Source organism: Micromonospora sp. SD12 (genome assembly GCF_052068495.1).
Lineage (GTDB): Bacteria > Actinomycetota > Actinomycetes > Mycobacteriales > Micromonosporaceae > Micromonospora > Micromonospora echinofusca.
Genome location: NZ_JBQHDF010000005.1, coordinates 75,865 through 91,399, shown reverse-complemented (window position 1 = coordinate 91,399; position 15,535 = coordinate 75,865). Strand labels below are relative to the sequence as shown.

The window sequence follows — 15,535 nt, the reverse complement described above, 5'->3', positions numbered from 1 at the left end:
CCCAGCCTACTTTCCGCGCCGATCCCCCCGACCGAGGCCGGCGTAGCCGGTCGTGGCCGGTGCCGCGTCCCCTGGGCACGAAAACGCGGCACCGCCGACGTGGAGGGTGCGGCCGGATCAGCGCAGGCGGGCGAGGACCGGGCGCAGGGCGTCGGCCACGTCGGGCGCCGTCACCGGGCCGCCCCGGGCCGCCTCCCGTCCGGCCAGCCCGTGCAGGTACGCGGCGGCGGCCGCCGCCCGCTCCGCGGGCAGCCCGGCCGCGAGCAGCGCGCCGAGCAGCCCGGCCAGGACGTCGCCGGTGCCGCCGGTGGCCAGCGCGGGGGTACCGGTCGGGTTGACGTACGCCCGGCCGTCCGGCGTGCCGATCACCGTACGGTCGCCCTTGAGCAGCACCACCGCGTTCATCCAGGCGGCCAGCCGCAGCGTCGCGCCCACCCGGTCGGCGCCCGGTTCCTCCCCGCAGAGCCGGGTGAACTCCCGGTCGTGCGGGGTGACCACGATCGGGGCGTCCCGCCTGCGCAACCGGTCGGCGAGCGAGCCGTCGACCAGCAGGGTCAGCGCATCGGCGTCGAGCACCACCGGAACCGGGGCGGCGAGCACCGCCCGCAGCTCCCCGGCCGCCTCCTCGCCGGTCCCCAGGCCGGAGCCGCAGACCCACGCCTGCACCCGTCCGGCGTCGGCGACCCGACCGGTCGCGATCACCGACGGGTGCCGGCGCAGTACGTCGGCCCGCGCCGAGCCGGCGTAGCGGACCAGACCCGTCGGGCCGGCCAGCGCGCCCGCGACCGAGAGCACGGCCGCGCCGGGGTAGGTCGCCGAGCCGGTCGCGACGCCCACCACGCCCCGGGTGTACTTCTCGGAGGCCGGGCCGAGCCGGGGCCACCAGTCGGCGACGTCCGACCACTCGGTGACGCCCAGCGCCGGGCTGCCCCGCAGCCACGGCTCCAGCCCGATGTCGACCAGCTCCACCTCGCCGGCGAGTGCGGCGGCCGGGCCCACCACCAGCGCGGGCTTCAGCCCGCCGAACGTCACCGTCACGTCGGCCCGTACGGCGCTGGGGCGGCCGGAGGCGGTCAGCGGCACGTGGCCGGTGTCGACCGCCACCCCGCTGGGCACGTCCACGGCGACGACGGCGGCGGGGGCGCCGTCGCGGCCGCAGTGCCGTACGAGGCTGGCGGCGAGCTGGTCGGCGGTGTCGCGCAGCCCGCCGCGCCCGCCGATGCCGACGATGCCGTCCAGCACCAGGTCGACGGTCCCCGGCGGCCGGTCGACGATCCGCCCACCTGCGGCCCGCAGCGCGGCCAGCCCCTCCGCGTGCGCCCGGCCGGGGGTCAGCAGCAGCGCCGACACGGCCGCGCCCCGCCGGGCCAGGTGCGCGCCGGCGTAGAGCGCGTCGCCGCCGTTGTCGCCGGAGCCGACCAGCAGCAGCACCCGCGCGGCGTAGACGCCGCCCCGCTCGGCGAGCAGCAGGGCGCAGCGGCGGGCCAGCCCGGCGGCCGCCCGCTTCATCAGCGTCCCGGCGGGGAGCGTGGCCATCAGGCCCGCCTCCGCCGCGCGTACGTCCGCGACCCGCCACACCTGTCTCATGCCACCCCGTCCCGTCCGACTACCGGCGTGCCGCGAACCGGCCCGCCCCGATCACCGTTCCGCGACCACCATCGCCGAGGCGATCCCGCCGTCGTGCGACAACGAGAGATGCCAGCGGTTGACCCCGCGTTCGGTGGCCGCCGCCGCGACCGTGCCGGAGACGGTCAGCCAGGGCCGGCCGTCCGGGTCCGGCACGATCTCGCAGTCGTGCCAGCTCAGGCCGGCCGGTGCGCCGAGCGCCTTGGCGACCGCCTCCTTGGCGGCGAAGCGGGCCGCCAGGGACTCGGGCGAGCGCGGGTTGCCCGAGCGCGTGCGGCGCTCGGCCTCCGTGAAGAGCCGGTCGGCGAGCAGCGGTGTGCGTGCCAGTGCCTTGGCGAACCGCTCGACGAGGACGACGTCGATGCCGACAGCGACGATCACCCGCTCACCCTACCGGCGGGGGCGGGCGCACATTAGCCGCCGGTTGCGCGCGCGGCAACGCCTGTGGACGACCGGCCGTGGGCCGCAGGGGCCGTCGTCCACAGGGCACGCGCCGGGGTGTGGACGGCGCCTAGCGTCGCAGCCGTCGATGTTTCCGCGAGGCGGGGGGCCGAGGATGACCGAGGAGCCGTTGACCGTACGACCCGACGTGCTGCGCCGGGCCGCGCACGGGCTCGACGACGACGCGTACCGGCTGGGGCACGGGCTGGCCGGGGCGTCCGGGCTGGTGGTGCCGGCCCCGCAGTGGTCGGCCGGGGCGGCGCTGGCCGGGCTGGAATCGGCCGTGCACGCCTGGTTCTGTGGGCTCGCCGCCCGGGTCGCCGGCACGGCCGGGGCGGTCCGGACGGCCGCCGAGGCGTACGAGACGGTGGACGACCGGGCGGCCGGCCGGCTCACCGCGCTGTCCCGGTGACCGCCCCGGCACCCCCGGCGTCGGGTCCGGCGGCCGGGGCATCGGGTCCGGCGGCCCCGACGTCGGCTCCGGTGGCCCGGGCCGGGCATCCGGCGCGCCCGGCACCCCCGAGGCCTCCGACGCGCCCGACGCACCCCGCCGACCGGGCGGCGGACGTCGGCCACCGGGCGGCGCACGTCTCCTACCGGCAGCTGTGGGCGGCCGATCCCGACGCGTGGCGGGCTGCCGGCGCGGCCTGGCGGGGGCTGACCGAGCCGGTGGCCCACCGGGCCGGCGCGCTGGCCGCCGGCGCGGCGGTGCTGCGGGGTGGCTGGTCGGGTGGGGCGGCCGACGCCGCCGACGCCCGGCTCGCGGCGCTGCGCGGTGAGCTGACGGCCGTCCGCCCCGCCCTGATCGAGGCCGACCAGGTGCTGGCGGAGTTCGCCGCCCGGCTGGGCGTCGCCAAGGCCCGGCTCGCCGCCGCCGTGGCCCACGCCGAGGCGGCCGGGCTGCTGGTGGACCGCCAGGGCCGGGTCACCGCCGGCCCCGCCCGCGCCCCGACGACGGCCCGTCCCGGGACGGGCAGGGCCGACACGGGCGCAGCCGGCGCGAACGCGCCCGGGTCCGGCGCGGGCGGAACCGGCGGGTCCGGCGCGGGCGGCACCGGCGCAGGCGTATCCGGTGCGTCCGGCGCGGGCGGAGCGGGCGGGTCCGGGACGGACCCGGCCGAGGCGGGGGCGGCGATCCGGGCGGCGCTGGAACTGGCCGGTACGGCCGACCGGGAGGCCGCAGCCCGGCTGGACGCGCTGGCCGACGGCGCCCGCGTGGCATGGGCCGACGTGCCGCCGCCCGGTCGCCCGGCACCCGGCGCCGACCCGGCCACGGTTCGGGCGTGGTGGGCAGGGCTCACCCCGGCGCAGCGCCGGTGGCTGGTCGCGTACGAGCCGGGGCTGGTCGGCCGCCTCGACGGGGTGCCGGTGGCCGCCCGGGACCAGGCCAACCGGTTGCTCCTCGGGGTGCGCCGGGAGGAGCTGCTGGCCGCGCGGCGGCGGCTGCTGGAGCGGGTGCCGCGCGGGCCGGTCGAGCTGGCCGGGCTGGCGCGCGTCGGGAAGTCCCTGGCGGGGCTGGACGCGCTGGCCGCCCGCCTGACCGGCGACGAGCAGCCCCGGGCCTACCTGCTGACGCTGGGCACAGCCGGTGAGGGGCGGGCGGTGGTGGCGCTGGGCAACCCGGACCGGTCGGCCCGGGTGCTGACCTACGTGCCGGGGATGACCTCCGGCCTGCACGACGTGCCCGGCGAGCTGGGTCGGGCCGCCCGGGTGCTGTCCCGCTGCGGCGCGCTCGACTCCGGGCAGGAGGCCGCCGCCGTGCTCTGGCTGGACTACGACGCGCCCGACTTCCTGCACGAGGCGGCGTGGTCGGGCCAGGCCCGCGACGCCGGCCCGGCGCTGCACCGCTTCCAGGAGGGGCTGCGGGCGACCCACGACGACCCGCCGGGCCGGCAGACCGTGCTCGGGCACAGCTACGGCTCGCTGGTGGTCGGCACGGCCGCCCGCGACCACGGGCTGGCCGCCGACGCGCTGGTCTTCGTCGGCTCGCCCGGGGTGAACGTCGCGCACGCGGGCGAGCTGGGCCTGCCGCCCGGGCAGGTCTGGGCGAGCACCGCGCCGGACGACGTGATCCGGTGGGCCCGGTCCCCGGACGAGCTGACCCGCCGGGCCCTGCTGGGCGCGTCGCCGGTCGGCCCGGCGATCGGGGCACTGCTCGGCGCGCCGGAGCGGGAGCTGTGGTTCGGGCAGGATCCGTCCCACCCGGGCTTCGGCGGGCGTACGTTCCCCAGCGGCCGGCACGGGCACACCGGCTACTGGGAAGCCGGCAACCCGGCCCTCGACGGGATGGCCCGGGTGGTGCTCGGCCGGTGACCCGCGCACGCGGCGGGCCCCCGCCCACCGGCGGGTGGACGGGGGCCCGTGGCGCGGCGGTGCGGGCTACTCGACCGTGACCGACTTCGCCAGGTTGCGGGGCTGGTCCACGTCGTGCCCCCGGGCGGCGGCGATCTCGGCCGCCATGACCTGCAACGGCACGGTCGTGACCAGCGGCGCGAGCAGCGTCGGCGTACGCGGCACGTAGATCAGGTGGTCGGCGTAGCGGACGACCGCCTCGTCGCCCTCCTCCGCGATCACGATCGTCCGGGCGCCGCGCGCCCGTACCTCCTGGATGTTGGAGACGACCTTGTCGTGCAGCATCCCGCGGCCGACCGGGGACGGCACGATGCAGATGACCGGGGTGCCCTTGTCGATCAGCGCGATCGGGCCGTGCTTCAGCTCGCCGGCGGCGAAGCCCTCGGCGTGCATGTACGCCAGCTCCTTGAGCTTGAGCGCGCCCTCCAGGGCCACCGGGTAGCCGACGTGCCGGCCGATGAAGAGCACGGTCGGCTCGGCCTTCAGGTCGCGGGCCAGCTCGCGGACGGGCTCGATCCGCTCCAGCAGCTCGCGCAGCTTGCCCGGCATCTCCTGGAGCTGGGCCACCACGGCGGCCACCTCGTCGGCGAACTTGATGCCGCGCACCTGGGCCAGGTGCAGGCCGATCAGGTAGCAGGCGACGAGCTGGGTGAGGAACGCCTTGGTGGAGGCGACGGCGATCTCCGGCCCGCCGTGGGTGTAGAGGACGGCGTCGGACTCGCGGGGGATGGTGGAGCCGTTGGTGTTGCAGATGGCCAGCACGCGGGCCTTCTGCTCCTTGGCGTGCCGCAGCGCCATCAGGGTGTCCATCGTCTCCCCGGACTGCGAGATCACGACGATCAGCGTGGACCGGTCGAGGACCGGGTCGCGGTAGCGGAACTCGCTGGCCAGCTCCACCTCGCACGGGATCCGGGTCCAGTGCTCGATGGCGTACTTGGCGACCAGACCGGAGTGGTACGCGGTGCCGCAGGCGACGATGAAGATCTTGTCGACGTCGCGCAGGTCCTGGTCGCTGAGGCGGACCTCGTCGAGCATGATCTCGCCGGAGTCGGTGAGCCGGCCGAGCAGCGTGTCGGCGATGGCCTGCGGCTGCTCCTCGATCTCCTTGAGCATGAACCAGTCGTAGCCGCCCTTCTCGGCGGCGGAGGAGTCCCAGTCGATGTGGAAGTCCTTGCCGCTGGCGGGCTGGCCGGCGAAGTCGGTGATCTCGATGGTGTCGCCGGTGATGAGGACGATCTGGTCCTGGCCGAGCTCCACCGCCTCCCGGGTGTGCTCGATGAACGCGGCCACGTCGCTGGCCAGGTAGTTCTCCCCGTCGCCGCGCCCGACGACGAGCGGGGAGTTGCGGCGGGCGCCGACCACCGCGCCGGGCACCGCGGCGTCGACGGCGAGCAGCGTGAACGCACCCTCCAGTCGCTGGCAGACCACCCGCATGCCGGCGGCGAGCAGCTGCGGCCCGTCGGGGTGGCCGGCGGCGCGCAGGTCGGCGAGCGCGGCGGAGAGCAGGTGCGCCGCGCACTCGGTGTCGGTGTCGCTGGTGAACTGGACGCCGTCGGCCTCCAGCTCGGCGCGCAGCTTCGCGAAGTTCTCGATGATGCCGTTGTGGATCACGGCGACGCGGCCGTCGGGGGCCAGGTGCGGGTGGGCGTTGCGGTCGGTCGGGCCGCCGTGGGTGGCCCAGCGGGTGTGCCCAATGCCGGTGGTGCCGTCCCCGATGCCGATCGGGCTGGCCGCGCAGGACGTGGGATCCTCGGCGGCCCGCTCGGAGAGCACCTTCTCCAGGTTGGCCAGCTTGCCGGCCTTCTTCTCGGTCAGCAGCGCGCCGTCGCAGACGATGGCGACGCCGGCCGAGTCGTAGCCGCGGTACTCCAGCCGCCGCAGTCCGTCGAGCACGATGCCGAGCGCCGGGCGCGCGCCGGCGTAACCCACGATTCCACACATGACCCGCAGCCTAACCTAGTTCCACTCATCACGCGTGCGCGAAAGCCGGCCAAACGATCAGCGAACTTGAGCGATCGGAGGGGAATCGACACGCTCGGTGACATACTTCCGCCGGCCGGAGGGGGCGTCGGAGCCGGTTCCGGGCGTGGCGGCGGCCCCGGCAGGGGGTTGAAGCCGCGCCGGGAGTCCGTAGGCTGGCGGGCGTGACGACCGCCGACGTGGATCCGCTGGTGGCCCGGATGCGTCCGTTCGGGACGACCATCTTCGCCGAGATGTCCGCCCTCGCCGTCCGCACCGGCGCCGTCAACCTCGGGCAGGGCTTCCCCGACACCGACGGGCCGCCGGAGATGCTCGCCGCCGCCGCGCAGGCGCTGCGCAGCGGGCAGAACCAGTACCCGCCGGGCCCCGGCGTCCCGGCGTTGCGCGCGGCGGTGGCGGCGCACCAGCGCCGGTTCTGGGGGCTGGAGTACGACCCGGACGGCGAGATCGTGGTGACGGCGGGCGCCACCGAGGCGATCGCCGCCGCCATCCTCGGGCTCTGCGAGCCGGGCGACGAGGTGGTCTGCTTCGAGCCCTACTACGACTCGTACGCCGCCTCGATCGCCCTGGCCGGCGCGGTCCGGCGCCCGGTCACGCTGCGTCCCGCCGCCGACGGCCGGTACGCCTTCGACCCGGCCGCCCTGCGCGCCGCGTTCGGCCCGCGTACCCGGCTCGTGCTGCTGAACTCGCCGCACAACCCGACCGGCAAGGTGTTCACCCCCGACGAGATGGCGTTGATCGCCGAGCTGTGCCGGGAGCACGACGCGTACGCGGTGACCGACGAGGTCTACGAGCACCTGGTCTTCACCGACGCGGCCACCCCGCACGTGCCGCTGGCCACGCTGCCCGGGATGCGCGAGCGCACCCTGCGCATCTCCTCGGCCGGCAAGACGTTCTCCTGCACCGGCTGGAAGGTCGGCTGGGCGAGCGGGCCGGCGGCCCTGGTGTCGGCGGTGCTGCGGGTGAAGCAGTTCCTCACCTTCGTCAACGCCGCGCCGCTCCAGCCGGCGGTCGCGGTGGCCCTCGCCCTGCCGGACGGCTACTTCACCGACTTCCGCGACGGCATGCAGGCCCGCCGCGACCAGCTCGTCGGCGGGCTGACCGACGCCGGTTTCGAGGTGCTCGCGCCGGAGGGCACCTACTTCGTCACCGCCGACGTCACCGGGCTCGGCGGCCGGGACGGGGTGGAGTTCTGCCGGTCGCTGCCCACGCGCTGCGGCGTGGTCGCCGTGCCGACCCAGGTCTTCTACGACGACGCGGAGGCGGGCCGGCACCTCGTCCGCTTCGCCTTCTGCAAGCGCCCCGAGGTGCTGGCCGAGGCCGTCGACCGGCTGCGTCGCCTGGCAACCGGCTGACCGCCGCGAGGGCTGCGCGGACGGCCGGCGCGGCACCCGCCGCCGGGCCGGTACGGAAAAGGCGGCTGCCCGGGCCCGCCAGCGGCGGGCCCGGGCATCCGGGAGAAGTCAGGCGGTCGGGCTGGCGGTGCGGACCTGCTCGGCGATGCGCTCGGCCGTCTCGCGGGCGGCGCGCTCGGTGGCCGCCTCGACCATGACCCGGACCAGCGGCTCGGTGCCGGAGGGACGCAGCAGCACCCGCCCGGTCTCCCCCAGCTCCGCCTCGGCGCGCTCGACCTCGGCCCGGACGGCGGGCGCGGCAGCGCCGACCGTACGGTCGCCGACCGGCACGTTGATCAGCACCTGCGGCAGCTTGGTGACCACGGCGGCCAGCTCCGCGAGGGACCTGCCGGTGGCGGCGAGCCGGGACATCAGGTGCAGCCCGGTCAGCACGCCGTCGCCGGTGGTGGCGTACGCCGGCATGACGATGTGCCCGCTCTGCTCGCCGCCCAGCGCCAGGCCGGACGCGCGCAGCTCCTCCAGCACGTACCGGTCGCCGACCTTGGTCTCCAGCAGCCGGATGCCCTGCGCGGACATGGCCAGCCGCAGGCCGAGGTTGCTCATCACGGTGGCGACGAGGGTGTCGTCGGTGAGCGTGCCGGCCTCACGCATGGCGAGCGCGAGGATCGCCATCACCTGGTCGCCGTCGACCTCGTCCCCGTCGGCGGTCACCGCGACGCACCGGTCGGCGTCGCCGTCGTGGGCGATGCCCAGGTGCGCGCCGTGCTCGACCACGGCGGCCCGCAGGGCTTCGATGTGGTTGGAGCCGCACTCGTCGTTGATGTTGAGCCCGTCCGGCTCGGCGTGGATGGCGACGACCTCGGCACCGGCCTCCCGGTACGCCACCGGCGCCACCTCGGCCGCCGCGCCGTTGGCGCAGTCGACCACGACCTTGATCCCGTCGAGGCGGTGCGGCACCGTGCCGATCAGGTGCTGCACGTAGTGGTCGGCGCCGTCGAGCAGGTCGTGCACCCGGCCGACGCCGGCGCCGATCGGTCGCTTCCAGGCGGTGGTGGCGTTCGCCTCGACGGCCGCCTCGATCCGCATCTCGATCTCGTCCGGCAGCTTGTGCCCGCCGGCGGCGAAGAGCTTGATCCCGTTGTCGGGCATCGGGTTGTGCGAGGCGGAGAGCATCACGCCCAGGTCGGCCTTGGCCTCGGCGGTGAGGAACGCCACGGCCGGGGTGGGCAGCACACCCACCCGGACCACGTTGGCGCCGGCGCTGGTGAGCCCGGCGACCACGGCGGCCTCCAGCATCTCGCCGCTGGCCCGGGTGTCGCGCCCGACCACGGCCAGCGGAGGATGGCTCCGGTCCGACTCGGCGAGCGTGTGCGCGGCGGCGACCGCCACCGCCAGCGCCAACTCAGGCGTGAGATCCGCGTTCGCCCGCCCGCGTACGCCGTCCGTGCCGAACAACCGGCCCATACCCGCCAACCTCCGATGAAACGGTCCAGGAAAGGCGAACGGCCGGGCCACCTCCCATCCAGGGGAGGTGAACCCGGCCGTTCGTCAGAAGTACAACGTGCAGCTGTTGATCAGCGCTTCGAGTACTGGGGAGCCTTGCGGGCCTTCTTGAGGCCGTACTTCTTGCTTTCCTTGACCCGGGCGTCCCGGGTGAGGAAGCCGGCCTTCTTCAGCGCCGGGCGGTCGTCCGGCTCGTTGACGATCAGGGCCCGGGCGATGGCGAGCCGCAGCGCGCCGGCCTGACCGGTGGTGCCGCCGCCACGCAGGTTGGCGATGACGTCGAACGCCTCCGGCTTCTCGGCGGTGACCAGCGGGTCCTTGATGAGCTGCTGGTGCACCTTGCTCGGGAAGTAGGCCTCGAGGTCACGGCCGTTGCAGGTGATCTTGCCGCTGCCGGGGACGATGCGCACCCGGACGATGGCCTCCTTGCGCCGACCCACGGTCTGGATCGGGCGGTCACCACGCGGCGCGCGGGCGACGGGCGCCGGCGCCTCGGTGGCCTCGGGGGCGACCTCGGTCTCGGTGATGTCGGTCATGCTGTTTCCTTCGCCCGCGCTCACTGCGCGATCTGCTTGATCTCGAACGGCACCGGCTGCTGCGCGCCGTGCGGGTGCTCGGCACCGGCGTAGACCTTCAGCTTCTTGATGAGCTGACGGCCGAGCTTGTTGTGCGGGAGCATGCCCTTGACGGCCAGCTCGATGGCCCGCTCGGGACGCTTGGTCAGCAGCTCGTCGTAGCCGACCTGCTTCAGACCACCCGGGTAGCCGGAGTGGCGGTAGGCGACCTTGGTGTGGCGCTTGTTGCCGGTCAGCGCGACCTTGCCCGCGTTCACGATGACGACGAAGTCGCCCGTGTCGACGTGCGGCGCGAAAGTCGGCTTGTGCTTGCCGCGCAGCAGCGTGGCGGCGTGGGTGGCCAGGCGGCCCAGCACGACATCAGAGGCGTCGATGACGTGCCACTGACGCTCGATCTCACCCGGCTTCGGGCTGTACGTACGCACAGGTATACCTTGTCTCGTCGTCGGTCTGGGGTCGCGCGCCGAGGTTACCGGGCGCGCACGAACGACCAAGCGTACCTCAGGCGGCACGCCTCTGGATGTCGTACAACAGCAGGCAACGATACCCGCCGCCCCGTCGGCAGGTCAAAACGGGGTACCGCCCCCGCCTGGCCCTCCGAGGATACCCGGCGGGGCTCACTCCCCGGCCGGCCGGTGGGCTCCCGGCCGCAGATAGACCAGCCACGTCACCGCGAGGCAGACCGCGTACGCGGCGATGAAGGCGACGTACGCCGCGTCCGCGCTGCCCCGGGTCAGGAACGACTGCCGGAAGGCGACGTTCACCAGCACCCCGCCGGAGGCCCCGACCGCCCCGGCGACACCGATGAGCGAGCCGGTCATCCGCACGGCCCAGCGCTGCGCCGGGGCCGCCTCCCGCCGACCGGCCGCCACGTCGGCCGTCGCGCGGGCCCGGAAGATCGCCGGGATCATCTTGTACGTCGAGCCGTTGCCGATGCCGGAGAAGACGAAGAGCGACAGGAAGCCGAGCAGGTAGAGCCCGAACGACCGCTCGCGGGCGGCGTACAGCACCAGCGAGGCGCCGGCCGCCATCGCGACGAAGTTCCAGAAGGTCACCCGGGCCCCGCCGAGGCGGTCGGCGAGGTGCCCGCCGACCGGCCGGACCAGCGAACCGATCAGCGGGCCGAGGAAGGTCAGCCAGACGGCGTCGGCCGGGGTCGGGAAGCGCTCGGCGAACTGGAGCTGGAGCACCTGGCCGAAGGCGAAGCCGAAGCCGATGAACGAGCCGAAGGTGCCGACGTAGAGCAGCGACATGATCCAGGTGTGCGGATCGCGGGCGGCCTCGCGCAGCGCGCCGGGCTCGTTGCGCGCCCCCGGGACGTCGTCCAGCCAGCGCGCCGCGGCGAGCGCGGCCAGCACGATCAGCGGCAGGTAGACCGCCGGCACCAGGCGGGGGTACGCGGCGCCCGCCGTCGCCAGCACCGCCAGGCCGACCAGTTGCACCGCCGGCACGCCGAGGTTCCCGCCACCGGCGTTGAGCCCGAGGGCCCGGCCCTTGAGCCAAGACGGGTAGAAGAGGTTGATGTTCGCCATCGAGGAGGCGAAGTTGCCCCCGCCCACGCCGGTCAGGCAGGCCAGCACCATCAGGGTGGAGTAGGAGACGCCGGGCTCCAGCAGCACCGTCATCGGCACGGCCGGGACGAGCAGCAGCAGCGCGCTGACGATCGTCCAGGTCCGTCCGCCGAAGCGCGCCACGGCCAGCGTGTAGGGCAGCCGCAGCGCCGCCCCGAGGGCGGCCGGCACGGCGGTGAGCAGGAACTTGCCCGCCGGGTCGATGCCGTACTCGGGGCCGAGGAAGAGCACCGTGACGGACCAGAGGCTCCACACGGAGAAGCCGACGTGCTCGGCGAAGATCGAGACCCAGAGGTTGCGGCGGGCGATCGGCGCCCCGGTCGTACGCCAGAAGTCCGGGTCCTCGGGCCGCCAGTCGTCGATGCGGCGCCGGCGGCCGGCGGCCGGCGGGGCGGCCTCGGCCAGGGGTGCGGTGGGGGCCAGTGTGCTCACGGCGACTCCTCCTCGTCGGTGTGACCTGGAGGAACGCTAGGAACCGTGGATTACCCGACCGTGCCCGTCGCGGGTCGGGCCGGAAACGGAGACCGCACCGCGGGCGGGTGCGGCCCGTGAGATGTCAGAGCTCCTGGAGGATACGCAGCGCCCGACCGACCCGGAGCATGGTCTCGGTGTCGGCGACGTCCACGCACTCCGTGAACCACTTCTTCATCGGCGAGGAGAGCCGGTCGGGCATCACCACGTACGCGCCCATCCGCACCGCCAGGGGCGAGTCGCGCAGCAGCGCCTCCTCGACCACCTCGGCCACGATCACGATCGGCACGTCGGTGGAGTTGTAGACGTCGGAGCTGATCACCAGCCCGAGCCGTTCCCGGGCGCCGTCGATGCGCCAGACCTCGCCCCTACGCAGCACGCGGGCGCCCGCCGAAGAGCACGTCGTCGACCATGCCCACCTCGCGGGCGTCGGCGAGGGCGGCGGCTTCGAGGTCGAGACCGGCCCGGCCGACGGCGGCGGCGTGCGCGGTGAAGACCTCGCGCAGCGCCTTCTCGCGGGCCGCCTGGTCCATCCACGCCGAGAGGGAGAGCCCTTCGCGTTTGGCGAACCGCCGGGCCTCCTCGATCGTCTCGTCCGAGAACGACAGGGTCACCTTGGCAGTCATGCCGAGCAGACTACCCAGCGGTATGACCGGCAGTCATCCCGCCGCGGCCCGCTATTCGCGCCGGCCGCCGAACACGGCAAACCGCCACTGCTTGAAGAAGCAGTCGACGTCGACCAGGCCCGCCTCGGCGAGCCAGCGGCACTGCGCGTCGACCGGGGCCGGCCGGTCGTACGCCATCCGGCCCTCGGCGGCGGCGATCTCGTCGGCGTCGGAGCCCAGCGCGGCGACCTGCCCCAGCCACACCTCGTGGTAGCGCCGGTCCAGCGCGGCCGTGGGGCCGGCGACCTGCTCGGCGTTGACGAAGACGCCGCCGGGCGCCAGCGCCGCCGGCACCCGGCGGTAGAGCGCGCGCTTACCGGCGTCGTCGAGGTGGTGCACGGCCAGCGCGCTGACCACCGCGTCGTAGCGGCCGGCCGGCAGCGGGTCGGCCAGGTCGGCCAGGACCGTCCGGTGGGCCACCCCGCGGGCGCGCAGGTGGTCGGCGGCGACGGCGAGCATGGCCGGCGCGGCGTCGACCAGGGTCAGCCGGGCCCCGGGCACCGCCGCGGCGAGCAGCAGCGACAGCAGCCCGGTGCCCGCGCCCAGGTCCAGCACCTCGGGGGTACGCCCCGCGGCGAGCGCGGCGCGCAACGGTGGCGCGGCCACCTCGACGGCGGTGCCGTAGAAGGCGTCGAAGCAGGGCACCAGGCGACGGCGGGCCTCGTCGTAGCTGCCGGCCACCGCGTCGAAGACCTCGGCCACGTCCATCGTGTCTCCCGAAATATAGGACTGATTTCCCAGATTGTAGACCCCCGCGAGCCGATCCGCCGCCCCCGTGCGGTGTGAGCGGCTCTTGACAGGACCGAAACAAACGGGACCCGGACCGGAAATCGCCCCCCGGCACGCTTTGCCGACATGACAGACGGTGCACACGCGGCGACCGGACCGGGGCGCACGCCCCGGGAGGTGGCGACGCACTGCCCGTACTGCGCCCTCCAGTGCGGGATGACGCTGCGCGAGGAGCCCGACCGGGTGACGGTGCTCCCCCGGCGGTTCCCCACCAACCGGGGCGGCCTCTGCCAGAAGGGCTGGACCGCCGCCGAACTGCTCGACCACCCTGAGCGGCTGACCACCCCGCTGCTGCGGGACCCGACCGGGGGCGGCCTGCGCCCGGCGAGCTGGGACGCCGCCCTCGATCGGATCGTCACCGGCCTGCGCGCCGTCCAGGAGGGACACGGCCGCGACGCGGTGGCCGTCTTCGGCGGCGGCGGGCTCACCAACGAGAAGGCGTACGCGCTGGGCAGGTTCGCCCGGGTGGCGCTGCGCACGAAGCACATCGACTACAACGGACGGTTCTGCATGTCCTCGGCGGCGGCGGCCGGCACGCGCGCCTTCGGCATCGACCGGGGACTGCCGTTCCCCCTGGCCGACCTCGGCCGGGCCGACACGCTGCTGCTCGTCGGCGCAAACCCGGCGGAGACCATGCCCCCGCTCGTGCGCTGGCTCACCGAGCAGCGCGAACGCGGCGGCCGGCTGATCGTGGTCGACCCCCGGGTCACCGCCACCGCCCGGCTGGCCGACCTGCACCTACAACCCCTGCCGGGCACCGACCTGGCGGTGGCGAACGCGCTGCTGCACATCGCGCTCACCGAGGGCTGGATCGACAGGGAGTACGTGGCCGACCGCACCACCGGCTTCGAGGCGGTCCGCCGGAGCGTGGCCGGCTGGTGGCCGGCCCGCGCCGAGGCGCTCTCCGGGGTGCCGGTGGCCGACCTGGAGGCGACCGCCCGGGCCCTCGGCACCGCCGGACGCGTGATCATCCTGACCGCGCGCGGCGCCGAGCAGCACGCCAAGGGCGTCGACACCGTCACCGGCTTCGTCAACCTGGCGCTCGCCCTCGGGCTGCCCGGACGCCCCGGCTCCGGCTACGGCTGCCTCACCGGACAGGGCAACGGACAGGGCGGCCGGGAGCACGGGCAGAAGGCCGACCAGCTCCCCGGCTACCGCAGGATCGACGACCCGGCCGCCCGGGAACACGTCGCCGGGGTCTGGGGGGTGCCGGCCGAGGACCTGCCCGGGCCGGGCGTGCCGGCGTACGAGCTGCTGGAGTCGCTGGGCACGCCCGCCGGGCCGAAGGCGCTGCTGGTCTTCGGCTCGAATCCGGTGGTCTCCGCGCCCCGGGCGGCCCGGATCGAGGGCCGGCTACGGGACCTCGACCTGCTGGTGGTCGCCGACTTCCTGCTCTCCGAGACGGCCGCGCTGGCCGACGTGGTGCTGCCCACCGCCCAGTGGGCCGAGGAGGACGGCACGATGACCAACCTGGAGGGCCGGGTGCTGCGCCGCCGCGCCCTGCGTACGCCGCCGCCGGGCGTCCGTACGGACCTGGAGATCCTCGCCGACCTCACCGCCCGCCTCCGGGGTGGTGCCGGCGACTCGGACGCCAGCGACCCGCGGGTCGTGTTCGCGGAGCTGCGGCGGGCCTCGGCCGGCGGGACCGCCGACTACGCCGGGGTGAGCTGGGAGCGGATCGACGCGCACGACGGCGTCTTCTGGCCCTGCCCGGCCGAGGACGCCCCGGACACCCCCCGGCTCTTCGCCGACCGCTTCGCCACCCCGGACGGGCGGGCCCGCTTCCACGCCGTCGAACACCGGCCGGCGGCCGAGGAGGTGTGCGCCGAGTATCCGCTGCACTTCACCACCGGCCGGGTGCTCGCCCAGTACCAGTCGGGCACCCAGACCCGCCGGGTCGCCGCCCTGCGCCGGGCCGCCCCGGACGCCTTCGTCGAGCTGCACCCCGACCTGGCCGGGCGGCTCGGCATCGGCGACGGCGAGCCGGTGCGGGTGGTCTCGCGCCGGGGTGAGCTGCGCGCGCCGGCCCGGCTCAGCACCGCCATCCGGCCGGACACCGTCTTCGCGCCGTTCCACTGGGGTGGCGCCGCGCGGGCCAACTCGGTCACCAACGACGCCGTCGACCCGGTCTCCGGGATGCCGGAGTTCAAGATCTGCGCCGTCCGGCTGGAAAGGGTGGACGCACCATGAGCGAGCGAACCGTCCCG

General features: G+C 75.3%; 14 protein-coding genes. 4 read left to right on the top strand and 10 right to left on the bottom strand.

All coding sequences use genetic code 11. The features are described from left to right. Window positions 1-117: 117 nt before the first annotated feature. Both ACTMS2_RS12690 and ACTMS2_RS12685 read right to left on the bottom strand, forming a co-directional pair. Window positions 118-1,587: an NAD(P)H-hydrate dehydratase gene (locus ACTMS2_RS12690; RefSeq protein ID WP_441175535.1), complete on the bottom strand. Its 1,470-nt coding sequence runs from the start codon at window positions 1,585-1,587 to the stop codon at window positions 118-120. Between the two features lie 51 nt (window positions 1,588-1,638). Then, on the bottom strand, window positions 1,639-2,007 hold the full coding sequence (locus ACTMS2_RS12685; protein WP_088998407.1) for a holo-ACP synthase: 369 nt from the start codon (window positions 2,005-2,007) through the stop codon (window positions 1,639-1,641). Window positions 2,008-2,182: 175 nt separating this feature from the next. Between ACTMS2_RS12685 and ACTMS2_RS12680 the strand changes: the two genes are divergently transcribed. Then, on the top strand, window positions 2,183-2,479 hold the full coding sequence (locus ACTMS2_RS12680; protein ID WP_441175534.1) for a type VII secretion target: 297 nt from the start codon (window positions 2,183-2,185) through the stop codon (window positions 2,477-2,479). A gap of 71 nt (window positions 2,480-2,550) precedes the next feature. After that, window positions 2,551-4,380, top strand: coding sequence for an alpha/beta hydrolase (locus tag ACTMS2_RS12675; RefSeq protein ID WP_441175533.1), 1,830 nt, complete (start codon window positions 2,551-2,553; stop codon window positions 4,378-4,380). 66 nt (window positions 4,381-4,446) lie between these two features. On the opposite strand, the gene glmS is transcribed toward ACTMS2_RS12675, so the two are convergent. Continuing rightward, complete coding sequence (gene glmS, locus ACTMS2_RS12670) at window positions 4,447-6,360, bottom strand: glutamine--fructose-6-phosphate transaminase (isomerizing) (RefSeq protein WP_088998405.1); 1,914 nt, start codon at window positions 6,358-6,360, stop codon at window positions 4,447-4,449. A 203-nt stretch (window positions 6,361-6,563) separates the two neighbouring features. Here glmS and ACTMS2_RS12665 point away from each other — a divergent pair, with 203 nt between their 5' ends. Next, a complete protein-coding gene (locus ACTMS2_RS12665; RefSeq protein WP_441175532.1) occupies window positions 6,564-7,754 on the top strand; it encodes a pyridoxal phosphate-dependent aminotransferase in 1,191 nt (396 codons plus the stop codon). Between the two features lie 108 nt (window positions 7,755-7,862). Here the strand turns inward: ACTMS2_RS12665 and glmM are convergent, their stop codons facing one another. From glmM to ACTMS2_RS12630, 7 genes are all read right to left on the bottom strand, one after another. Then, the gene (gene glmM, locus ACTMS2_RS12660; protein ID WP_101412773.1) at window positions 7,863-9,218 is read right to left on the bottom strand and encodes a phosphoglucosamine mutase; all 1,356 of its coding nucleotides are present in this window, start codon (window positions 9,216-9,218) and stop codon (window positions 7,863-7,865) included. 110 nt (window positions 9,219-9,328) lie between these two features. Continuing rightward, window positions 9,329-9,793, bottom strand: coding sequence for a 30S ribosomal protein S9 (gene rpsI, locus ACTMS2_RS12655; protein ID WP_088998399.1), 465 nt, complete (start codon window positions 9,791-9,793; stop codon window positions 9,329-9,331). Between the two features lie 20 nt (window positions 9,794-9,813). Beyond that, entirely contained in the window at window positions 9,814-10,257 is a 444-nt protein-coding gene (gene rplM / locus ACTMS2_RS12650) for a 50S ribosomal protein L13 (protein WP_088998398.1), read from the bottom strand. 192 nt (window positions 10,258-10,449) lie between these two features. Then, entirely contained in the window at window positions 10,450-11,835 is a 1,386-nt protein-coding gene (locus ACTMS2_RS12645; RefSeq protein ID WP_441175531.1) for an MFS transporter, read from the bottom strand. Between the two features lie 124 nt (window positions 11,836-11,959). Continuing rightward, window positions 11,960-12,253, bottom strand: a complete 294-nt coding sequence (locus tag ACTMS2_RS12640; RefSeq protein ID WP_088998396.1) for a type II toxin-antitoxin system PemK/MazF family toxin — start codon at window positions 12,251-12,253, stop codon at window positions 11,960-11,962. Further along, window positions 12,243-12,500, bottom strand: a complete 258-nt coding sequence (locus tag ACTMS2_RS12635) for a DUF6364 family protein (protein ID WP_088998395.1) — start codon at window positions 12,498-12,500, stop codon at window positions 12,243-12,245. The genes ACTMS2_RS12640 and ACTMS2_RS12635 overlap by 11 nt, the downstream gene beginning before the upstream one ends. A 51-nt stretch (window positions 12,501-12,551) precedes the next feature. Then, window positions 12,552-13,247 (bottom strand): class I SAM-dependent methyltransferase, encoded by a 696-nt coding sequence (locus ACTMS2_RS12630; RefSeq protein WP_441175530.1) that lies wholly within the window; start codon window positions 13,245-13,247, stop codon window positions 12,552-12,554. 147 nt (window positions 13,248-13,394) lie between these two features. Between ACTMS2_RS12630 and ACTMS2_RS12625 the strand changes: the two genes are divergently transcribed. Continuing rightward, a complete protein-coding gene (locus tag ACTMS2_RS12625; protein WP_441175529.1) occupies window positions 13,395-15,518 on the top strand; it encodes a molybdopterin oxidoreductase family protein in 2,124 nt (707 codons plus the stop codon). Window positions 15,519-15,535 lie beyond the last annotated feature (17 nt).